Annotated in this window: 17 protein-coding genes; 9 read left to right on the top strand and 8 right to left on the bottom strand. The window is 69.9% G+C overall.

The window, feature by feature from the left end; all coding sequences use genetic code 11:
* Window positions 1-31: 31 nt before the first annotated feature.
* Window positions 32-1,276 (top strand): PucR family transcriptional regulator, encoded by a 1,245-nt coding sequence (locus tag ACLJPX_RS32795; RefSeq protein ID WP_101606155.1) that lies wholly within the window; start codon window positions 32-34, stop codon window positions 1,274-1,276.
* 7 nt (window positions 1,277-1,283) lie between these two features.
* Here the strand turns inward: ACLJPX_RS32795 and ACLJPX_RS32790 are convergent, their stop codons facing one another.
* On the bottom strand, window positions 1,284-2,972 hold the full coding sequence (locus tag ACLJPX_RS32790; RefSeq protein WP_410604307.1) for a hypothetical protein: 1,689 nt from the start codon (window positions 2,970-2,972) through the stop codon (window positions 1,284-1,286).
* A gap of 71 nt (window positions 2,973-3,043) precedes the next feature.
* Window positions 3,044-3,367 (bottom strand): effector-associated constant component EACC1, encoded by a 324-nt coding sequence (locus ACLJPX_RS32785; protein WP_101606153.1) that lies wholly within the window; start codon window positions 3,365-3,367, stop codon window positions 3,044-3,046.
* A 172-nt stretch (window positions 3,368-3,539) separates the two neighbouring features.
* Here ACLJPX_RS32785 and ACLJPX_RS32780 point away from each other — a divergent pair, with 172 nt between their 5' ends.
* Both ACLJPX_RS32780 and ACLJPX_RS32775 read left to right on the top strand, forming a co-directional pair.
* A complete protein-coding gene (locus ACLJPX_RS32780) occupies window positions 3,540-5,345 on the top strand; it encodes a glycoside hydrolase family 76 protein (protein ID WP_410604306.1) in 1,806 nt (601 codons plus the stop codon).
* Between the two features lie 490 nt (window positions 5,346-5,835).
* Window positions 5,836-6,615 carry an isocitrate lyase/phosphoenolpyruvate mutase family protein gene (locus ACLJPX_RS32775; RefSeq protein ID WP_410604305.1) on the top strand — a complete coding sequence of 260 codons (780 nt, stop codon included), beginning with the start codon at window positions 5,836-5,838 and terminating at the stop codon, window positions 6,613-6,615.
* Here ACLJPX_RS32775 and ACLJPX_RS32770 read toward each other — a convergent pair.
* The 4 genes from ACLJPX_RS32770 to ACLJPX_RS32755 form a co-directional block, all read right to left on the bottom strand.
* Window positions 6,608-7,792, bottom strand: a complete 1,185-nt coding sequence (locus ACLJPX_RS32770) for an FAD-dependent monooxygenase (protein WP_410604304.1) — start codon at window positions 7,790-7,792, stop codon at window positions 6,608-6,610. The two genes, ACLJPX_RS32775 and ACLJPX_RS32770, sit on opposite strands and share 8 nt — an antisense overlap.
* Window positions 7,789-9,234 carry an MFS transporter gene (locus ACLJPX_RS32765; protein ID WP_410604303.1) on the bottom strand — a complete coding sequence of 482 codons (1,446 nt, stop codon included), beginning with the start codon at window positions 9,232-9,234 and terminating at the stop codon, window positions 7,789-7,791. Before ACLJPX_RS32765 ends, ACLJPX_RS32770 begins: the two co-directional genes overlap by 4 nt.
* Window positions 9,235-9,307: 73 nt before the next feature.
* Window positions 9,308-9,787 (bottom strand): MarR family winged helix-turn-helix transcriptional regulator, encoded by a 480-nt coding sequence (locus tag ACLJPX_RS32760; protein WP_410604302.1) that lies wholly within the window; start codon window positions 9,785-9,787, stop codon window positions 9,308-9,310.
* Between the two features lie 64 nt (window positions 9,788-9,851).
* Window positions 9,852-11,618, bottom strand: coding sequence for an AMP-dependent synthetase/ligase (locus tag ACLJPX_RS32755; protein ID WP_410604301.1), 1,767 nt, complete (start codon window positions 11,616-11,618; stop codon window positions 9,852-9,854).
* A 77-nt stretch (window positions 11,619-11,695) separates the two neighbouring features.
* Here ACLJPX_RS32755 and ACLJPX_RS32750 point away from each other — a divergent pair, with 77 nt between their 5' ends.
* From ACLJPX_RS32750 to ACLJPX_RS32735, 4 genes are all read left to right on the top strand, one after another.
* The gene (locus tag ACLJPX_RS32750) at window positions 11,696-12,337 is read left to right on the top strand and encodes a TetR/AcrR family transcriptional regulator (protein WP_410604300.1); all 642 of its coding nucleotides are present in this window, start codon (window positions 11,696-11,698) and stop codon (window positions 12,335-12,337) included.
* A 54-nt stretch (window positions 12,338-12,391) separates the two neighbouring features.
* Window positions 12,392-13,312 (top strand): SMP-30/gluconolactonase/LRE family protein, encoded by a 921-nt coding sequence (locus ACLJPX_RS32745; RefSeq protein WP_410604299.1) that lies wholly within the window; start codon window positions 12,392-12,394, stop codon window positions 13,310-13,312.
* A gap of 589 nt (window positions 13,313-13,901) precedes the next feature.
* The gene (locus ACLJPX_RS32740) at window positions 13,902-14,516 is read left to right on the top strand and encodes a DUF2238 domain-containing protein (RefSeq protein WP_410604298.1); all 615 of its coding nucleotides are present in this window, start codon (window positions 13,902-13,904) and stop codon (window positions 14,514-14,516) included.
* A 27-nt stretch (window positions 14,517-14,543) separates the two neighbouring features.
* Entirely contained in the window at window positions 14,544-15,929 is a 1,386-nt protein-coding gene (locus ACLJPX_RS32735; protein WP_410604297.1) for a serine/threonine-protein kinase, read from the top strand.
* Window position 15,930: 1 nt separating this feature from the next.
* On the opposite strand, the gene ACLJPX_RS32730 is transcribed toward ACLJPX_RS32735, so the two are convergent.
* The gene (locus ACLJPX_RS32730; protein ID WP_410604296.1) at window positions 15,931-17,157 is read right to left on the bottom strand and encodes a hypothetical protein; all 1,227 of its coding nucleotides are present in this window, start codon (window positions 17,155-17,157) and stop codon (window positions 15,931-15,933) included.
* Window positions 17,157-18,182, bottom strand: a complete 1,026-nt coding sequence (locus tag ACLJPX_RS32725; RefSeq protein WP_410604295.1) for a hypothetical protein — start codon at window positions 18,180-18,182, stop codon at window positions 17,157-17,159. The genes ACLJPX_RS32730 and ACLJPX_RS32725 overlap by 1 nt, the downstream gene beginning before the upstream one ends.
* A gap of 70 nt (window positions 18,183-18,252) precedes the next feature.
* On the opposite strand from ACLJPX_RS32725, the gene ACLJPX_RS32720 reads away from it, so the two are divergent.
* Both ACLJPX_RS32720 and ACLJPX_RS32715 read left to right on the top strand, forming a co-directional pair.
* A complete protein-coding gene (locus ACLJPX_RS32720) occupies window positions 18,253-19,371 on the top strand; it encodes a BTAD domain-containing putative transcriptional regulator (RefSeq protein ID WP_410604294.1) in 1,119 nt (372 codons plus the stop codon).
* A 140-nt stretch (window positions 19,372-19,511) separates the two neighbouring features.
* A complete protein-coding gene (locus ACLJPX_RS32715; RefSeq protein WP_410604293.1) occupies window positions 19,512-21,953 on the top strand; it encodes an ATP-binding protein in 2,442 nt (813 codons plus the stop codon).
* Window position 21,954 lies beyond the last annotated feature (1 nt).

Raw genomic sequence — 21,954 nt, 5'->3', positions numbered from 1 at the left:
CTAGCACTATCTGCACCATCATCATGGACCCATGGTGCAAAGTGCCGCAGCGCGATGGCCGACGCTGTCCCCCGAAGCGCGCGATCTCTTCCGCCGTGGCGCGGAGATCGTCCTGCATCCGCGCGCCGAATGGATCGAGGAGCTGCACGAAGCCTCGCTCGGCGGCGACAGCATGCGCGCGGTCTCCGAGGACCCCGTCCTGACCGAAGGGACGAAGCGCGCGAATCTGGCGAATCTGCTGCACTGGGCGGCCGCCAACGTGCAGCATCCCGGCAGGCGGGTCTCGGCCAACCTGAACCAGGAAGTGCTCGACGGCGCCCGCGACATGGTGCGGCGGGGCTTCGACTCCGGCGGTCTCGACGCCTACCGGCGGGCGCAGGGGGTGGCCTGGCGCCGGTGGATCGAGATCTGCTTCGACCTCACGTCGGACCCGGTCCTGCTCCGCGAACTGCTGGACGTCTCGTCGCTGTCCATCACCACGTTCATCGAGGACACCGTCTCCGCGGTGTCCGAGCGGATGGCCGCCGAACGCACGGAACTGACCCGCGGCGCCCACGCCGAACGGCGGGCCACGGTCACCCTGCTGCTGGAAGGCGCCCCCATCAGCCGTTCGCGGGCCGAGGCGCAGCTGGGCTACCCGCTCGCCGGCCCGCATACGGCCGCGATCGTCTGGAGCGGCTCGGTCACGCCGTCGTCCCAGCAGCTCGAAACCGCCGCCGAAACGCTCATGCGGGCCAGCGACGCTTCGCACCGGCTGACCGTCGTCGCCAGCGCCGCCGCCCTGTGGGTCTGGCTGCCCGGCCGGACCCCGCCGCGAGCGGACCGGCTCGCCGAAGAGCTCGCGCCGCACCCCGACGTCCGGGTCGCCTTGGGACGTCCCGGCAGCGGCATCGACGGCTTCCGCCGCAGCCATCTGGACGCCGCCGCCACCCAGCGGATGCTCGCCCGGCTCACCTCACCGCAGCAGATCGCGCACTACCAGGACATCCAGCTGCTCGCCCTGCTCACCGGCGATCCCGCGCAGGCGAGCGAATTCGTCGCCGACACCCTCGGCGAACTCCGGCACGCAGACGCCGAAACCCGGGAGACCGTCCGGACCTACGTCCACGAACTGGGCAACACGACGCGGACCGCGGAGCGGCTCTACACCCACCGGAACACCGTCGTCCGGCGGTTGGCGCGGGCCGACGAGCTGCTTCCGCGACCGTTGGCGGAGAACGCGGTGGCGGTGGCCGTCGCGCTGGAGACGTTGCGGTGGCTGGGAAGCGGGGCTTGAGCCCGGGTCAGAACTGCTCGTTGGAGGAGGACGAAATCCGGAAGCCGCGCCCCGTCCGGTCATGGGCACAGCGCACCCCGTTCTCGGCGGACTGGCAGGTGTAGCCGAGAACGGAAAGTGAACTCCCGTAGGGAAGGACCTTCGGCTCGACCGCGAACCCGCTGCCGTAGAGGACACCGCCGGTGCAGATGAAGGCCGAATGGCCGGTGTCGTCGACGAACATCCCGCCACCCCAGGAAATGTTCTCGTCGCAGCTCGACGGCCGCGGCGGAACGGGGGTCGTCGGGCCGTGACAGCCCGAAGAAGTCGGTTCCGAGCCGACCTTCCCGAGGATTCCACAGTGGAACTTCCCGGACGGTGACTGGAAGTAGTAACGCTCGCTGCCCACTCCGTTCGCGAAGAGGTAGTCGCGAGGATTCACCTTCGCTCCGGCACCCGAGCCGGACAAGGTCAGCTGGATCGTGCGATCGGCGTCGCTCGTGCCGCTGTCGGCGGCCACCTGGCCGAGCGCTCCCACGAGCTTGGCGATCGTGTAGAACTTCAGGATCTTGCCCACCACCCGCAGGCCGTTGGCGACCTTGTCGACCTGGACCGCGAACCCCTTCTCGGACACCGCGATCGACTCCGAAATCCCGTTGAGCGCGGCGACCGCCGACGTCGCCGCGGCCGCCGCCCCGGCCGGGGTCGTCAGCGGGCCGAGACAGTCGATCAGCACCTGCAGTGCCGCGCCCAGCAGTTCCGGGCTTCCCAGCGACCGCAACGTCTGGTTCTGCGCCGCCGAGCATTTGGCCACGAAGGTCGCCAGGGCGAGCAAGGTCGAGGAGTCGTCCGCGCCCAGTGCTTCGGCCGCCACCCCGGGCAGCACCGACGTGGCACTGAACGCCGCCCGTACCGCGATTCTCGTTTCGCGGGCGGGTCTCGCCCAGTCCAGGACCAGTTCCTGTCCGGACAGCAGGAGTACCTTGTCCGGGCCCAGCAAGGAACCCAGCACCTGGCGGACCACTTCGGGCTGGCCGTCGACGGAAATCGCCGACGTCCCGGGTGGAACGGTCAGTTCCAGTGGCAGGCCACGGTTGTTGCGCACCCGCAGCCGGGCTTTGTCGCCCTCCGCGGTCAGGCAGGATGTCACCAGGTCGACCTTCGAAGCGGCCATCCGCGCCCACGGCGGCGCTCCCGCCGGGCAGGACGGCGGACCGCCGCGCCCCACCAGATGATCGGTGATCCAGCCGACTGCGTCGGTGATCCAGCCCAGCGCGAACGGCGACAGACTGGTCCGGTCCGCCGTCACCGGCTTCCCCGGATCACCGGCTTCGACCGGGTACCACCCGGTTCCCGGGTCGTGGTGCAGCACGACGGGTAGCGCGCCGGGCGGACCACCGGCGCCGTCGAACTCGAGCCGCACCGGCCTGGACAAGGGTGCGTCGACCGACACTTCCACCGGCGGGGACGCCAGGACGAAGCCCGGCCGCTCGGGCGGCGCGACGTCGGTGGGCACCACCGACAGTGTCGCCGGGCGGTCCACCGCTCCCTCGGGCACGCTGACCTTGAGATGGGGCGCGGTGTCCACGGTCGCCCCCGTCGACGGCGAGACCGGCTTCCGGTCCTCGCCGAACGCGCTCGCGACCGGCGCGCTCGTGCAGCCGCTCACCGCCAGGACCAGTGCCACCGCCACCACCGCGAAACGCTTCACCGGCACCTACTCTCCCTAGCCGCACCGAAGTCGCGGAAACGGGGGAATGTGTTACGGCGCCGGGGATTTCCTGCTGCTCACTCGACGTCCTCCGGACGGGCCAGCGGGAGATCCAGGTTCCGGAGCATGGCACGTTGTTCGCCGGTCAGGTCACCTTCGATCGTGATGGTGAACGGCGGTGTTTCCTTGCGGGAGTGGAGAAAATTTCCCCACGCGATGCCGAGGTTGGCCAATCCCGTGAGCGAGCCGATGGACATGCGAATGACCTCGAAGGCTCCCAGCTGACCCGAATCCGTCGAGCTGATCGTCGCGGACCGGCCCACGTCGTCGTCCTCACGAAGCCAGTCATGGAATTCTTTCAGCCCTTGTTCGTCGCCGCCGGCGTTGATCGTTAGCTCCACGAGACCTCCACTCGAACGTGCATCCCTACAGATCGCGGCGTGGGCTCCAGGCGTAACAGGAATTCTGTCCTGAGACCTGACCGGTGGTTCCCGTTGACCGGCCGGTGATCAAACCCGGATCATGAAAGCCATCCCAGATCCGGTGCTTGGCCGATCCCGAGGGCGGACAACGATGTCACCGCTGCTCCATCTCGCGCTTTCCCTGGTCCTGACAGCGATTCCCGTACCGGCGGCGGAACCGGTCACTTCCGCGGCGACGGTCTGCGTGCTCTCCTGCGACACACTCGACCCTTCTCACGCACGGCAAGACACGTTCCCGGTTCCGGACAAACTGCTCAACGGACGCCAGATTCGGCTGCACGTCTCCGATGCCGACGGGATGGCCTGGGGCAGCATCGATCGCGGCGCGACGGGCGACTCGGTCTGGCTCGACCGGTCTTGGGACGGGGGCGCGTCCTGGGAAGGATTGCTGGGCAAGGCGAGCATCCCCGGCTCGTGGACCGGCACGAGAACCTTGATGTACAACGTGACCGACCCCGGCGAGCACCGGCGCGGCCTGATCCGCGCGTGCGGGGACGCCGCCGGGGTCACCTGTACGGAATGGATTTACCCGAAGGTCTGCGATGTCGTCTGCGACGGCACGACCCAGGCGAACGGCGACACCCAGCCGGTTCCGCCGACGACGTTGTTCGGGCGCACGATCCGCCTGCACGTCGACCGGAACGCGATGGCTTGGGGCACCATCGAATCCGGCGCGCGGGGCGACGAGATCTGGCTGGATCGCTCCTGGGACGCGGGGGCGGGCTGGGCGGGTGGTTCGTCTCTCGGCCGGACGTCGGTCGCCGCGGGCGCGAGTACCGGTGTGACGGCGTTGTTCGCGACCCGCGATCCCCGTGGCCGTCACTACGGTGGCGCCGTCCGCGCTTGCGGCAGGGAAGCCGGGCACCAGGAAGGATCCTGTACGGCATGGGCGCGCCCGGCGCCGACGCGGGCACAGGCGGCGGCTGACGCGCTCTTGTACTCCTACGATCCGTATCCGGGCTGGTGGCCGAGCAGCTGGTGGAACTCGGCGGCGACGCTGACGGCGGTCATCGACCACGGGGATCGCCGCCACGACTGGATCATCGCGCGCACCTTCGAGCAGAACCGCGGCGTTTTCCCCGCCGGTGAGCGCAGTTCCGACGCCATCGAAGGGAATTTCGAGAGCCGCGCCATCGACGACAGCGCCTGGTGGGGCTTGGCGTGGGTGGCCGCCTACGACCACACCGGCGATCCCCGTTACCTCGCCATGGCGACCAGGATCGCCGCCTACGTGCACCAGTACTGGGACACGGGATCCTGCGGCGGCGGTGTCTGGTGGGACCGGGAACGGACCTACAAGAACGCCGTCACCAGTGGTCTGTACCTGCGGCTCGCGGCTTCCGTGCACCGCCGGACGCCGGGCGATTCGCTTTGGCTGCAACGATCCCGGACCGCCGCGGACTGGTACCTGGCCAGCGGGATGATCAACGCGGCCGGACTGGTCAACGACGGCCTGACCCGCGACTGCCGCAACAACGGCCAGACGGTCTGGACGTACAACCAGGGCCTCGGCGTCGGCGGTCTCGTCGAGGTCTGGCGCGCCACCGGTGAAACCCGCTGGCTCGACGCCGCCCGGCGACTGGCCGACGCCGCGGTGACCGGCCCGGTGCTGACCAAAAACGGCGTGCTCACCGAATCCTGCGACGTCGGGCAGAACTCCTGTGACGACAACCAAAAGCAGTTCAAGGGTATCTTCATGCGCTTCCTCGCCGACTTGGCGAACGCGACGAACTCCACGGTCTACCGGGACTTCGCGCGGCGGCAGGCCGACTCGCTGTGGATGTCCGATCGCGACCCGCTGAACCGGATCGGGCAGCGCTGGGCGGGCGGGACGCCGAACCAGGCCGACTGGCGGACCCAGGCGAGCGGGCTGGGGGCGCTCACCGCGGCTTCTTGAGTGCCGCGCGCGGTGAGGCTTGGGGCGGGTTGGTCGTGAGTCGCGCTTCGGGTTCTAGCCAAGGGTGCCTACTGGATTCTGCGTGCGCGCTTTCGCGAGTTCGTGCTGCCCAGGGGTCGTGTCGCGAAAGCCACTTTCGGGACATCAGACGTCGCGAAAGTGGCTTTCGCGGCACCCGGGCTGGCTGGCGCGGCCCTCGCAACGACTCGACCCACCACGCCACTGCCGCCCAGGCTCGCCCTGCGGTACATGAAGGCCCCCTTCCTTGCGCCTAGGTACAGGAAGGGGGCCTTCATGTACTTGGGGAAGGGGTCCTTCCCTACCTTCAGGGTAGGCAAGGAGGCCTTCACGGACCTGCGACCAACTCCAGCCACAAGCAGGTACCTAAGACCCCTTCGGCACTAACCCGAATCGCCACTCACGACCACCTGTACCGACCGCCCACCGCCGCATCCCCCGCCCACCCGCTCACAACCTCTAGATTGATGGCATGGTTTCCATCGCCGAGAAGGCCACCCGGCTGCAGGAGCTGCACGCCGCCCCCGAACTGCTGCTCGTCGTCAACGTCTGGGACGCGATCACCGCGAAGGTCGTCGCCGAAACACCCGGCACGCAAGCGCTCGCCACCCCGAGTCACGGCATCGCCGCCGCCCGCGGTTACCCCGACGGCGAGGTGATCCCCCGCGACGAAATGATCGCCGAGGTCGCCCTGATCGTCCGGACCGCGGGCGATCTGCCGGTCACCGCGGACCTGGAAGCGGGCTACGGCGACCCGGGCGGCACGGTCGCCCGGGCGATCGAGGTCGGCGCGGTCGGCTGCAACCTCGAAGACCAGATGAAGCCACTGGACGAGTCCGTCAAGGCCGTCGAGGCCGCGGTCGCCGCCGCTCAGTCCGCCGGTATCGACTTCGTGCTCAACGCCCGCACCGACGCCTTCCTCAGGGCGGGCGACCGTGACCCCGAGGAGGTGCTGGCCGACGCGATCACCCGGGGCCGCGCGTACCTGGACGCGGGCGCGTCGAACGTCTTCGTACCCGGCAAGCTCGACGAGACCCAGGTCGGCAGGCTGGTCGAGGCGCTGGGCGAGCGCAAGGTGAACCTGATCGGTGTCCCGGGCTCGATCTCGCTGGCGACCGCGCAGGAACTCGGCGTCTCCCGGGTGTCCTACGGGCCGTTCGCCCAGAACGTCGCGCTCACCGCGCTGGCAAAGCTCGCCGAGGACGTCTACGCCGGCGGCGGCCTGCCCGCCGACATGCGCAAGCTCAACTGACGTAACCGGGAAGATCGATGGCGTCCGAGGGCGGGTTGGTGAAGCGAGCCGCGACACGACCGGCCCTCGGACCCGCCGCGAGACCTGCGAGAGCGTGAAGCAGGCCGATACCGGCGCGACTCTTCGGAGCCGCCAGCCGCGGCGCGATCCACGGGACCTTCTGCGCCTGCGCCACGTACGGACGCATGATCGTCTCGTAGGAACGGAAGGCGTCACCGTGTCCGGCGTGACGGCCGAGTTCCCCGGCGAGCACGTACGCGCCGACGAGGGCGAGGCTGGTGCCCATGCCGCTGAGCGGCGAGGCACAGTAGGCGGCGTCCCCGACGACGGCGATCCGGCCGCGCGACCATTGTTCCAGGCGCATTTGGCCGACCGATTCGAAGAAGTAGTCGGGTGATTCGCCCAGCTCGTCGAGGACGCGCGGGGTCTCCCAGCCGACACCGGCGTAGTGACGGCGCAGGAATTCGTGCTGTGCTGGGATATCCAGCCGTTCGAGCCCGGGACGCGGGAGCAGGAACGACAGCGAGGCACGCGTGGTGCCCTGGTTGTCGGGGCGCAGAAGGACGACCCGGCGGCCGGGAGCGTTGTACCAGCGGGCCCACCGGCCGTCGGATTCCTCGCGCGGGACGGTGAAGTAGGCCGTGTAGAGGCCGAACGACCGGATGCGGGCGAGGTCGGCGAAAACGAGATCGCGGGTCCGTGACCGCAGGCCGTCGGCGAGGACGACGAGGTCGAAACGCCGTTCGAGACCGCTGCGGAAGGTGGCCTCTACGCCGTCGCCGGTGTCGGTCAGACCGCTGATCTCGTCGCCGAAGACGTACTCGGCGTCGTCGCGGGTGCTCTGGTGGAGCAGGTCGGCGAGTTCACCGCGCAGGAGTTCCAGTTCCGTGACGAACCCGTCGCCGTCGAGGGAATCCGTACCGAACGACGCCCGGACGCGGCCGCGACGGTCGATGAACCGCAGTCCCTCCTCGTGGGTGACGCGATCGCGGGCGGCTTGTTCGAGACCCATGCGTTCGACGACGGTGCGGCCCGCACCCCGCAGATCGACGGTCTGCCCGCCGAGACGTGGCTCCGGCGCGCGTTCGACCACGGTCGGGTTCATGCCGTGCCGCCGTAGCCAGAACGCGAGCGCGGGTCCGGCGATGCCCGCGCCGGAGATCAGGACGTTCCTCATCGCGCACCGGCCTGCGCCACGACGACGGCCTCGGTTTCCTCGGGCCGGGCCCGGCGCGGGAACAGCGGGGAGATCAGCAGGAACAGCCCGATGACCACCGTCTGGACCACGAGCGCGTCGCGGAACCCTTCGGTGGGATGGGTGATGTCGGCGAAGAACACCGTGCTGAACACCGCGACCCCGACCGAGCCCCCGATCGCCTGGACGGCGGTGAGCACTCCGGACGCGGAGCCGACCTCGTCGTCGGCGACGGCGCCGAGCACGGTGTTGAACACGGCCGCGATCACGATGCCCGCGCCGATCCCCGCGACGACGCCACCGGGCACGATCCGCCAGATCGTGAACTCACCGGTGCCGGACAAGGAGATCCACAGCCACGCGACACCGGCGAGCTGGACGACGGCCCCCGTCTGCAGGACAGTCCTGCCGAGTTTGGCGGCGAGCAGTCCCCCGCTGATGCCGCCGCCGACGGCGGTGCCGAGCGCGACCGGGAGGTTGCCCAGCCCGGCCTCTCCCGCGGTGAAGCCCTGGCCGATCTGCAGGAAGAACGTCAGCACCAGCTGGGTGCCGATCATCCCGCCGAAGAACAGCGCGACCGCGGCCAGTCCGACGGTGAAAGCCGGCTTGCCGAACAGGGCAGGGGTGACCAGCGGAGCCCGGCCGAAGCGCGCGATCCGGCGCTGCCACAACGCGAAAGCCACGTAGCCGAGCGCCGCGACCGTCAGGGAGAGCCAGGTCCACAGTGGCCATCCCGCCGCCTGTCCCTCGTTGAGCGGGAGGACCAGCAGCGCCGAGGCGGCCGCGACGAGCACGGCTCCGGCGATGTCCACGCGCAGCCCCGGCGTCCCGGTGCCGCGGGGAACCAGCCGCCGGGCCAGTACCAGCGCGACGAGCCCGACCGGAACGTTGACCAGGAACACCAGCCGCCAGCCGAGACCGAACAGATCCCAGTCGACCAGCGCGCCGCCCAGCACCGGCCCCAGCACACCGCCGAGCCCCAGCACCGGCCCGAAGACGGCGAGCGCCTTGGTGAGGTCGCGAGGGGCGAGGTTGTCCCGGAGGATGCCGAGTCCCTGCGGCAGCATCATCGCCCCCGCCACGCCCTGGACCAGTCGGAAGGCGATCAGCAGACCGGCGCTCGGCGCGATCGCGCACAGCAGGGACGCGAGGGTGAAGGCCACGAGCCCGAACAGGAACATCGGGCGGCGGCCGTAGCGGTCGCCGAGCCGCCCGCCCAGCACGAGGCCCGCGCCGAGGGTGAGGGCGTACCCGCCGATCACCCACTGCAGGCCGACCGGGCTCGTGCCCAGCGATCGTTCCAGCGACGGGCCGGCCACGTTGACGATCGTCGAGTCGAGCAGGTCCATCAATTCGACGACGAGCACCGTGGCCAGCAGCCACCAGACCGCTCGTGGAGACGTCTTTTCTTCGGGTACCGACATGGTTCGTTCACTCCGAATCCTGGCGCGTTCGTACGCCGGGGCGCACGGGCGCTCCGGTCTTGGGCGGGGAAGATCAGCTTTCGGGCAGGGAATCCGCGGTGCCGGTGTAGATCCGCACGACACCGGTCAGGAAGTTTTCGACGACGTCACGGTCTCCGGGGCTCAGTGCCTCGACGAGCCCTTCCACACCGCTGAGCAGCGGATGAAGCTGCTCGAAGATCCTGGTCATCGACTCCTGCACCGGTTCGACCAGCACCTTGCGGCGGTCGGTGGCGTGCGGCTTGCGGAGGACGTGCCCGGCTTTCTCGAGCCTGTCGACGATATGAGTGCTCGCCGCCGTCGAGACCCGCAGCCGATCCGCGAGTTCCTTCGCGGTCAGCGGTCCCTCGCTGGTGAGGTGTTCCATCGCCGACAGGTCGGTGGAGTTGATCCCCAGTGCCCCGCTCAGGCGCTTCTCGATCACCCGCGTGAGCGTCCCGACCTCCTGCAGGCGCTCCATCACGGAGTTGCCCACGCCGGGGGAATCGACCTGCCACGAGTCTGCTGACGTCATGCCAGGAAGCTTACTAGATAAGTCACTAACCAGGTTAGTGAAATACTGTGGCAGTCGACACCGCCTACCGCGCGGCTCCCCCGTACAGCGCGTCGATCTCGGCGGCGTAGGTCTTCGCGATCGCGGCCCGCTTGAGCTTCATCGTCGGAGTCAGTTCGACACCGCCCGGCTCCCAGCAGACCGGCAGGATGGTGAAGTCCTTGATCTGTTCGACGCGCGAAAGCCTGCCGTTGGCCTGCTCGACCACGGCGGCGACTTCCTGACGGAGAACCGCGTTCCCGGCGAGGGCTGCGGGATCGGTCGGAAGCCCGTGACGCTCGGCGAACGACGCGGCCGCGTCCGGGTCGAGGGTGATCAGGGCGACCACGCAGGGCCGCCGGTCGCCGATCGCGACGGCCGAGCCGATCAGCGCGCCCGCCGACTTGAGCATGTTCTCGATGTTGGACGGCGACATGTTCTTGCCCGCCGCGTTGATGATCAGCTCCTTCTTGCGATCCACGATGGACACGTAGCCGTCCGCGTCGATGGTGGCGATGTCGCCGGTGTGCAGCCAGCCGTCGGCGTCGATCGCCTCGGCGGTCCGCTCGGGGTCGTTCCGGTAGCCGCGCATCACCGCCGGACTGCGCATCAGCAGCTCACCGTCGTCGGCCAGCCGCAGTTCCGCGCCGTACTGGGCTTGACCGACCGTGCCCGGGCGAATGGCGTGCCGCGGGTTGATCGTGCCGTGCACCGAGGTCTCCGACATCGCCCAGCCCTCGCAGATCGGCAGGCCGACGGCCATCAGGAAGTCCAGCGTGTCCACCGCGATCGGGGCGGCGCCGCTGATCGGGATCACGCAGGCGTCCAGTCCCATCCTGGCGAGCACCCGGTCGAGGACGAGCCACCGCGCCAGCCGGTGCCGCCATCGCGAGCGCTTGCCCGGACTGTGCACTGTGGACAGTCCGACGGCGAGCGCCCAGTCCGCGATCGTCCGCCGGAGGCCGGTTTGCGCCGCGAGGGCCTGCTCGATCCCCGCCTTGATCTTGTACCAGAGCATGGGCACGCCGAGGAACACCGTCGGCCGGACGGCGGGCAGCGTGGCCACCACGGCCTTGGGGTCCGCGACACAGGTGACCGTCGCCGCCGAGACGATCGGGAAGTAGTGCGCGAAGTACCGGTTGGCCAGATGTGCGTCCGGCAGGAACGAAAGGACGCGTCCGCTGTGGACGGCGTCGGCGATGTCGGGTGACTCCAGTGCCGCGCCCATGCTGTAGGTGAGGTTGCGATGCGTGAGTTCGACGCCCTTCGGGGGCCCGGTGGTGCCCGAGGTGTAGATCAGCGTCAGCACGTCGTCCGGCTCGACGGCTTGCCACGCGGCCTCGAAGTCGAACTCCGGTGACTCGCTGTTTTCCAGCTCCACCAGGGAAATCGTGCCGCCGGGAGCGCCGTCCACACAAACGACGCGATCCACGTTCCGCACCCGCGGCAGAAACTGCTCCTCGCAGACCACGACGCGGTTGCCCGCGTTCGCGAACAGGTACTCGATCTGCTCGGCGGAACTGGTGTTGTAGACGGAGAACGGGATCGCGCCCAGGTGGATCGCCGCCACGTCGACGAGGTGGAACTCGGGCCGGTTGGTCAGCATCAGCGCCACAGTGTCCCCGCGCCGGACGCCGAGCGCGTGCAGCCCCTCGGCCAGCCGCCGCACTCTCGCGCCGTACTGCCGCCAGGTCAGCGACACCGCGTCGTCCGGCGTCCGCAGCGCGACGACGTCGCCGGACTCCGCGACCGTGCGCTGGAAGACCTGGCACAGGCTGGAGATCTCCCGCAGTTCGGCCGCGCCGACGCTCATCCGCTCTCCCCAAGATTAATACAAACGTATCAATTAAGAGTGAGACGTTAGTATCGGTTCGACCGAAGGGGAAGTCAATGACCGGTAGTCGCGGCAAGCAGCAGGCACGGAGCCGGGAGCGCCGGGAACTGCTGCTCCGGGCCGCGATGCGGCTGATCTGCGACAGCGGCGTCAAGGCGGTGACCCATCGCGCGGTCTCGGCCAGCGCCGGGCTGCCGCAGGCCGCGGCGGGCTACTACTTCGCGACCAGCGAGGAACTCATCGCCGAGGCCCTGCGGTTCCACATCCACGAGCGGATCGAGGTCGTGCGCGTCCTGCTCACCGACGTCCTGCGTGACGCGGAGTCCGTGCTGGAAGTCGGCGAACGGCTCACCCAGGCGCTGGTGGCGGGCAAGTTCGGCGTGACCGTCGCCCAGTACGAGCTGTACATGGAAGCCGCCAGGAACCCGGCCATGCGGGCCGTGGTCGACGAGGCGATGGGTGCTTTCGAAGCCTCCGCCGCTCCCCTGCTCGCCTCCCTCGGCATCGCCGATTCCCGGCGCGCGGCCAAGGCTTTCATGGCCCTGCTGGACGGCCTGGCACTGCACCGGCTGGCCAACCCGCAGCCGGCCGAAGAGGACGTCGAGCTCACGAAGCGCTCACTGCAAGGCCTCTTCCTCGCCTTCTCCATGGACGCCGCCGACCTGCGACGGCAGACCAGCGTCCCGCTCGCCGATTGACACGCTCCCCATAATTGATACACATGTACTAGTTCAGTCGATGGGGAGGCCTCTATGACCGGACGCGTTCGCGGCGTCATCGCCGCGACGATCGTGATGGCGGCGGCCTTCACCGCCCCGGTCGCGACAGCGGCGGCCGCGCCGGGCTGCACGCCGTGGCAGGTGCGCACCGTCGCGACGGGACTCGGCCTGCCACTGGAAAACCTCGCCTTCGACGGACGGGGCGGACTGCTCGTCTCGAAGACCCTGTTCGCGGGCAACGGATCCGTCGAACGCGTGACCCCGGACGGCGCGGTGAACACCCTGCTGCCGGTGTCCGGTCCGGGCGCGCTCACGGTGCGCGGCAACGAGTTGTACGTCAACACCGGGCACAAGACGCTCGACGGGACACTCGGTCTGAAGACCGGCACCATCGACATCTTCGACCTCGACACCGGCAAACGGCGGACCTGGGCCACCGGCCTCACGATGCCCGACGGCGGCACGGTGCTGCCGAACGGTGACGCCGTGATCAGCACCCTCATCGGCCCGAAACGCGGACTCTGGCTGGTACGCAAGGAGAATCCGTCGGCGCCGGAACGGTACGGACCCGATCTGCTCGGTCCCAACGGGATGGTCGTCAGCGACGACGGGCGCACCCTGTACGTGGCCAACACCGGCGGCCCGGACTTCCAGATCGCCGCGATCGACCTCGCGAACCCGTCCGCGCCCGCGAAGAAGATCCGGCTCCAGGCGCCGTGGCCGCTGAACATCATCGACGACCTGGCCCTCGGCACCGACGGTCGGCTCTACACCGCGGGCGAGCACGGCATCGTGTACCGCGTCGACCCGGACTCCGGCGCGACCTGCGCGATCGCCACGGGCGTCCACCTCGGCTCGTCCGTGCGGTTCGGCGCGGGACCGGGCTGGGACCCGGAAAGCCTGTACAGCACCGGATTCGACGGCGCTGTACGACGACTGGTCCCACCGGCCTGATAAGCGGTGGGTCTCGTGAGTGGTAAGGACGGTTATTGAGGGGTAAGGCAAACGTGTCGTGTTCGCGGGTGGGTCGTGCCGGACTGAAGGCTCCCTTCGCTGCGTCCGATGCCGAGCGGCCGTGTCTCGAAAGGCACTTTCGGGACGTCTGATGTCCCGGAAGTGGCTTTCGCGACGTCCCGGGAGGCTGGTGCGGCCCTCACCGTGGCGTTGTGGGCTGAACCCAAGGTGAGCGAAGGCGTGACTCGCGTGATCGGAGCCGGATCTCGCGTGATCAGAAGGCGAACTCCGTAAACGTCTCCCGATCACGCGAGATCCGGCTCCAAGCACACGTGATCCGTCTCTGATCACACGGCCGGCACTTCCAGCCCCGGCCAGGAACAGCGTCACCGAGGACAACAGGGTCGTGAAAGCCACGTTCCCAACCTTCACCGTTGCGAACGAGGCTTTCACAACACCCACCCCACGACCGACGCCAAAAACGGCATGGCGGCGGGTCTCGTGAGTGGTAAGGACGGTTAGAACCGTCCTTACCACTCACGAGGCTGACGAACCGGCGGCAGGGCGGACCCCGCTGTAGGGTTTTCCCATGGTGCGCGGAGTCGGCCGGACCGAAGGAATCCTGCTGGCCGGCGTGGTGCTCGCCGTTCTGGTGGCGACCGGGGTCCAGGCCAGGTCACCCGGCACGTGGCTGCTGGAAGTCGTCTGGGTGCTGATCGGGCTGCCGCTGGTTCTGGCGCTGCGCAAACGCTTCCCCCTGACCCGGTTGCTCTGCTGGCTGCTCGTGCTGCACGCGATCGTGCTGTGTTACGGCGGGCAGTACACCTACGCGGAAACGCCCGCCGGGGAATGGGTCCAGCAATTGATGGGCACGCAGCGGAACAACTACGACCGGTTCGCCCATGTCGTCCAGGGTTTCGTTCCCGCGATCGCCGTCCGCGAAGTGCTCCTGCGGCGGACGCCACTGCGGCCCGGCGGCTGGGTCGCCTTCCTGACGGTGTGCGTCTGCCTGGCGATCGCCGCCGGTTTCGAGTTCGTGGAATGGTTCAGCGCGCTCATCGCCGGGTCCGGCGCGGACGATTTCCTCGCCACCCAAGGAGATGTCTGGGACACGCAGTGGGACATGTTCCTCTGCCTGTGCGGCGCGGTGCTGTCCCTGCTGGTCTGGCGCCGGGTGCACGATCGGCAGCTCACCCCGGGTTAGAGTGGCTCGCGTGACTGGGGGAACCTTATGACGCCGCAGGTCGGCGAAGACTTCGGCGGCTTCCGGATCGACGGGATCATCGGCCGCGGCGGCATGGGCGTGGTCTATCGCGCGTGGCAGCACCGCATGCGGCGGCCGGTGGCGTTGAAGGTCCTGCCTCCCCACTACGCCGAGGACCCGGTCTATCGCGAGCGCTTCGGCCGCGAGGCGGCGGCACTGGCCCGGCTCGACTCGCCGCACGTCGTCGCGATCCACGACCACGGCGAGGTGGACGGCTGCCTGTACCTGGCGATGCAGCTGGTCGACGGGCCCGATCTGGCCAAGGTGCTCGAAACCGGGCCGATGAACCCGGACCGGGCGCTGGCGGTGGTGGACCAGGTGGTCTCCGCGCTCGGCGACGCGCACGCCATCGGCGTCGTGCACCGTGACGTCAAATCCGGCAACGTCCTGCTGCGGCCCCGGGCCGCGCACCACGATGAGGACTTCGCCTATCTGTGCGACTTCGGCATCGCGCGGTCGGCCGAGATCGACCAAGGCGCGGAGACCAGCGGGGTGATCGGCACCGTCGGTTACCTGGCGCCCGAACGCCTTCGCGGCGAGCCCGCCACCGCCGCTTCGGACGTCTACGCGGTGGGTTGCCTGCTGTGGGTGGCCTTGACCGGCGAACTCCCCTATCGCGGCAGTCAGCCCGAGGTGATCGTCGCGCACGACAGGGCGCCCATCCCGCAGCTCATGGCCGGCGATCCGCGCACCGCGGCGGTCAACGATCTGCTGAAGTCGTTGCTGGCCAAGGATCCTCGTGACCGCCCGACGGTGCGCGACGTGCGCGACCGCATCCGCGCGATCCGCGCCGACGCACCGGCGGCGGCGGCCGTCGCCGTCGAGCCGTCCCGCCGACGCCGGACCGGTTTGGTCGCGGGCCTGGTCGCCGGTGCCGCGCTGGTGGTCGCGATCGTCCTCGCCGCGATCTTCCTGGTGTCGCCGGGAGTGCCCGCCGCCGACCGGGTCGGCCGCAGTACCCCCACCGGGCTCACGTGCGCACCGGTGGCGGCCTCCGACGAGGCCGTCCGCGCGCAGGTCGTCTGCCCGACCGGCGGCGAGACCGGCGAGCTCAGGATCTCCGCGCTCGACGACGCCGACGCGGCCACCGCCTACCTGCGCACCGGCGCGGGAACGGATCCCGCCGGGCTCACCGCCGGGAAATGTCCCGGCGACCTGCCCGCGAAGCAGTCCTGGTCGCGTGACGGGCACCGGGGCACGCTCGTGTGCACGGTGCTCGGCACGACCACCCGGTACGCCTGGACCGACGACGAGCACGCGACCGTTTCGGTGCTCGACGGCCGGGTCGGCACGCCCTACCCCGCCGATCTGCGCGCCGTCGAGGATTTCTTCGCGGCGCTCCGCTTCGGCTGAGTCACCGCGAGCCGCGCTGCCAGCGCTCCAGCAGCGCTTCCGGAGAAGAACCCGGTGCGCCGAAGTAGTAGCCGTAGACCAGTTTCGCGTCGTCGTCGAAATAGAGGGACGGGCTGCGGTCGTCCGCCGTGACGAACCGGATGAACTGACCGATCACCGGGCCGCCGAGCCGGTTCCAGGTACTCACTTCGAGGGTGCCGGGCACCACCCCGCCGTTGGCGGAGTTCTCCGCGCGCAGGTCGATCAGCGCCTGGTGGTCGGACGCGGTGCTGAACACCAGCATCGCGCCGTCGGCCAGCGGGCATTTGACCGTCTCGGCCGTGCCGGTGGTGGCGGGCACCGACTTGCAGTCCGCCGACCGCTCGTTGAGGACGTGCGCCTGCGCGAGCTCCCACAGCTTGCCGGAGGAGAACGCGGCCCCGGGGACCTCGGGACGTTTCAGCACCCCGAACTGGCGCGCGTCGTAGAACTCCGCCAAGGCCGGGAGCCCCGTCTTGCGTGCGGTCAACGTCGCGCTGACCGCACGAGGGCTGTCGACGTCCCAGTAGATCGTCGATTCTCCGGAGGCCAGTTCCCGCATCGCGAACGCCGCGCCCGAGCCGGCGCTGCTCGCCGAGCGCAGCGCGCCGGCGGCGTCCGCGAGTTTCCGTGACTCGGTGAGTCTGCCCGGCACGTCGTAGGTGACCAGGGTGAGCGCGTACAGCCCGGCGTCGCAGTCGACTCTCTCCGTCTCGCCGGGCTTCGCGGGCTGCTGCGCGCAGCGGACCGCGCCGTCGAGCAACCGGGCGCCGAGTGCCCGGTAGCGGCCGGCGACCTGGTCGAGCGCGTACCGGTCCGGCGGCGGTGCCGCGGTCTCTTCCTTGCCCTGCAGGAAGAGCACCGCTCCGGCCGCGACCGCGGCCACCAGCAGGACCGCTCCGCCGACGAGCCACCACTTCCGCGCGCGCGAAGACATCTGCCGGGTCGGGCCGTTCTGACGGCCTTCCCAGGTGAGGCGGTTCTCCGCGAGCGTCGGGTTCAGCGGCGGCCCTGTCGGTTCGGGATCGTGAGGCAGAGCCGCTTCCAGTGTCCCCGAAGTTTCCAGCGCGGCTACGAGAGCGTCGATTTCGGCTGGGCTGAAGGAGTTTCCGGACTGCGCCAGCGCGGAGCGGAGCGCCACCGGATCGGTCAGCGCGTGGCGTCCGAAGCGGCGCGCGACTTCGGCGAGCCGGGGATCACGGTCGTCCATCACGCGTCCGGATCCGCCCAGAACTTGCGGAGCACCTGCTGATCGTCGGTGCCCGCCTGCATGTAGACGGCGACCCCGGTGGAGTCCTCGTCGAAGTAGAGCCGGGCGTAGCCGTTTTCCGGCTCCAGGAAACGGATCCGCGTGCCGTCGCCGGTACGCGGGGTGCCCACCGGGATACCGGCGCGGATTCCCGGCCGCCCCGGCACGTGCTCCCAGCGCAGCGTCCGGATCGAACCGGGCCGGGCGCCGTCGTTGTCGGTCTGCAGCACCTTGCGCAACGAGGTGAGCTGCTTCGGGAAGAACAGCACGCGGAAACTGGCGATGATGCCGGAGCCCAGGTCGCAGTTGACGGTTTCCCGGACACTCACGATGGATTCGGCTCGTTTGCACCGGACATCGGGGCGATCGAGATACGGCTTCGCCGCGGCGAGCAACTCGGGATCCTGGAAGGCTGCGATCGCTTCCTCGGGAACCGGCGCCGGGGACGGTTCCGCCTGCGGCGCCGATCCCAGCGGTCCCGCGGAGGGCGCGGACGAGGACGGCTGGGTGGCCGGTGGCCCGTCCGCGGCGAGCGGCTCGTCACCGCCGCTGAGCGCGAAAGTCACTCCTGTCGCGGCGACGGCGGCCACCACGACGACGGCACCCGCGATCACGGCGATCCGCTTGCCGCGCTTCGGCTTTTCCCCGGACAGCACGGTGGTCGACGCGGTGGTCGGCTCGTCGGCCCCGGTGTCCCTGGGGAGATAGCCGAGTGCCGCGCCGAGTTGACCGCACGCCCATTCCGCACCGGCGCCACAGGCCGCCGTCGCCGCCTGGAGGGCCTCGGCCGGGCTGCCGCCGCCTTCGAGGACTGCGCGCATCCGTTCGGCCGCGCCCGCACCGGCCGCCGCGGCGAGCGCGCCGATTTCGGCGTCGGGCGGCGGGTCGGGAAGACTGCGCAGAGCGCCGGTGAGCACGATCGGATCGGACAGCGCTTCGCGCCCGTGCCGGTCCACCACGTCCTCGAGTGCGGTCAATGTGGTCATGGCGGTCAGTTAAGCCCATCCCGCTTCAAGCTCGCTTCAAGCAACCGGAGGAACCTGGGATGATCGCCCCGTGACGGTGGAGGTGCGCTTGCTGGGGCCGGTGGAGCTGGCCGTCGACGGCGTGCCCGTCACCCCGGGAGGTCTGCGGCCTCGCGCGGTGCTCGCCGTACTGGCCGCCTCCGGCGGGGCCCCGGTGAACGCGGCCAAACTGGCGGAGGCGATCTACTCCGACACCGGCAGGCCCGCGTCCCGCGGCACCGTCCAGGTCCATGTGCACAACCTGCGGCAGATCCTCGGTCCGCACGGGGAATCGCTGCAGCACGGGACGGCGGGCTACCGGCTTCTCGGCGTCCGCGCCGACATCCGGGAGGCGGAGGACCGGATAGGCCGGGCGAGGGCCGCCGAACGGGCACGCGACACCGGGGGCGCCGCGGCCGGATACCGGCGGGCACTCGAACTGTGGCGGGGCCCGTTCTGCGCCGACCTGCCCGACCACACCGCTCTCGACCCCGCACGCTCCCTCTACGCGGAAATGCGCTGGGAGGCACTGGAGGCGCGGATCGCCGCGGACCTGCGCGCGGGCGACGTCCCGGGGCTGGTGCGCGAGCTGGAGGAACTCGTCGAGAATCATCCGCTGCGGGAACGGTTCTGGGGCCAGCTCATGGTCGCGCTCTACCGGGAAGGACGCCAAACGGAGGCGCTGGACCGCTTCCGGCAGGCGCGGCGGGTGCTGGCCGAGGAAGCGGGCGTCGACCCCGGGCCGGCGTTGCGGGAACTGGAACGGGCGGTCCTCGCCCACGCCGGAACGGCGACCCTGCTGCGGGTCGCGGCCCCCGGCGCCGCCGGATCCGGGCAACCGGCCTTGACCTGGGTCGACGGCGCCGGGCGGGCACGACTGCGTGAACTGCCCGCGCCGGGACGCCTGGTCATCGGCCGGGACGCGGGTGCCGACGTGGCACTGCGCCACGACGGGGCCGTGTCGCGCGAGCACGCCGAGATCACCGCCGGCGCGGGCGGGCCCGTCCTGAAGGATCTCGGTTCCCGCAACGGAACCTTCCACAACGGCGAGCGGATCGCCGGACCGGTCCCGCTCTCCCCCGGCGACCTCGTGCGCTGCGGTGACACGGTCCTGGCGGTGACGAACGGCGGCGCGCCGGTCAGCGCGGTGGACGGGACCACCCGCTCGTGAAGGGCTGCTCAGTGCTTCGGCCAACCGCTCTTCACCCTTGCGAAACTTGATCGTCCAAAGGGGTTAACGCACCTTTTCGAGCGTCCGGGATCACTGCGGGCCGTCCTTGAGCGGACACCGTCCGCATGGATAATTCCGGCATGACGAACGCGGCCTTGGGCAACGGTTCCACCACCTTCAAGGCACTTCTGCACCACTACCGCGTTCGTGCCGGACTCACCCAGGAGGAGCTCGCGGAAGGCTCCGGCGTCAGCGTCCGGGCGATCAGCGACATGGAGCGCGGCGTCGCCAAAAGCCCCCAACGTCGCACGATAGAAGCTCTCGCGGCCCCGCTGGCCCTGACCGACGACGAGCTGACCCATCTGCAGAAGGTCGCGAAGCAGGGCCGGGCCCGGGCGGCGGTGCCCGCGCCCGACGTCGCACCCGCTCCGCTCTACGGCCCGCCCTCGGCCGGTGTGCTGCCGCCCGACCTCGACGATCTGACCGGACGCGAGCACGATCTCGGCGCCCTGCGCGCGCTCGCCGGTGAACTGGACGGCGGCAAACGGCGATCCGGGCACGTGGCGGTGCTGAGCGGGCCTCCCGGCACCGGGAAGACGAGCCTCGCGGTGCGGACGGCCAACGATCTCGCCAGGCACTTCCCCGACGGCCTGCTCTTCCTGAAGCTGCGCGGGATGTCGTCCGAACCGGGCGAACCGGCGGACGTCCTGCATCTGGCGCTGCGGTCACTGGGTGTCGACGCGGTCCAGATCCCGGCCGAGCTCGACCATCGGGTGAGCCTGTGCCGAGCGTTGCTGAAGGAACGCGCCACGCTGATCGTCCTCGACGACGCGGCCGACGAAGCGCAGGTCCGTCCGCTGCTGGTCGGCGGGCGGCGCTGTCTCACGCTGATCACCAGCCGCCAGATGCTCGTCGGCCTCGAAGGGACCAGCCGGATCCCGCTCGCCGTGCTGGACCGGGAAGACGCCGTCGCGCTGCTGACCAGCATCATCGGGCAGGCACGGGTGGCGCGGGAGGGCGCCGCGGCGATCGAACTGGTCGAACTGTGCGGACGCCTGCCGCTCGCGCTCCGCATCGCGGGCAACCGGCTCGCGAGCCGTCCGGTGTGGCCGCTTTCCCGGCTCGTCGACCAACTGCGGGACCGGGGCAGGCGGCTGACCACGCTCACCGCGGGCGACCTCGACGTCCGCAGCGTGTTCGAACTGTCCTATCGCCAGCTCACCCCGACCGCGGCCAAGGTCTTCCGGCGGGTCTCCCTCGTCCCGGCCGCCGACTTCTCGGTCGGCGCCGCGAAGGAACTCGTCGACGCGCCGGACGAGGACGAGGCGGCGATCTTCCTGGAGGAACTGGCCGACGCCAGTCTGCTGCAGACGTCGTTCCACGACGGCCGGTACCAGTTCCACGACCTCCTCAGGGTCTTCGCGACGGAACGGCTCACCCGGGAGGAGCCGCCCGAAGCGGTGCAGGAGGCCGAGGACCGGCTCAACCGCTGGCTGGTGCGGACGGCGACGGCCGCGGGCCGCTACTTCCAGCCGTCCGACGAGATGAACGCGCCCGCGGTGTCGACCTCGTCGTTCGACGGCCACGCCGGCGCGGGCCGCTGGCTCGAGGTCGAAACGAAGAACTGGTCCGCCGCGCTGAAGAGCGTCGCCGCCCGCGGTGAACACCGGCAGGTCCTCGAACTGGCCGAGGCCATGCACTGGTACTCGGAGATCGGCGGCAACGCCGCCACCTGGCACGAGGTGTTCGGCCTCGCCCTGAAATCGGCGCTCGCGATCGGCAGCAAACGCGACGAAGCGGTGCAGCGCAACTATCTGGCCTGGGTGCTGTCCACCCTCATGGGGCACACGAACGACGCCGTCCGGATGGCCCAGCTCGCCTGGGAGGCCGCGGTGGACGCGGGCGACCTGCGTGAACAGGGCTGGGCGCGGGTCTATCTGGCGAACGCGCGACTTCAAGGCGGCAGCCCGCCGGAATCGCGGGGACCGTTCGACGAAGCCATCACGTTGTTCGCCGAGGCCGACTACCCGCTCGGGCTGCACGTGGCGCGGTCGATGCGGGCCACGTACCGGCACGCGAGCGGGGACTTCGACGAAGCGGCCACCGAGTTCGACCTCTGTGTCCGCTACTTCAGGCAGCCTCGAGAAAGCCCCCGCACGCCCGTCGACGACACCAACTACTCGTACCTTTTGTTGCGCTCGGCGAAGAACCTGGCCGCGCTCAACGCTTTCGGCACGGCGCTCGGCCAATGCGAAGAAGCACTCGAGCTGTTCCGCAGCCACGGCGCGATCATGGGTCAGGCACGCGCGCTCCAGGCCAGCGGCAGGCTTCTGCACCGACAGGGAGATCACGCGACCGCGCGTGACAGGCTAACCGAAGCCCTTTCGCTGTTCGAGCGCGTCGGCCAGCCACAGTCCCAAGTGGACACTCTCTGCGATCTGACGGCCCTGTCCGAGGAAGTGGGCGACCCGGCGTCCGCCCGCGACTCGCGGGCACACGCACTGTCCCTTTGCGACAGTCTTGGCCGCTCCGAAGCCGCCAAACTGCGCGAAAGGCTCGCCGGGCATCCCAACGCGTCGTGAC

This window comes from Amycolatopsis sp. lyj-90 (assembly GCF_046549035.1).
Lineage (GTDB): Bacteria > Actinomycetota > Actinomycetes > Mycobacteriales > Pseudonocardiaceae > Amycolatopsis.
This window is presented reverse-complemented; position numbering and strand designations above follow the sequence as displayed.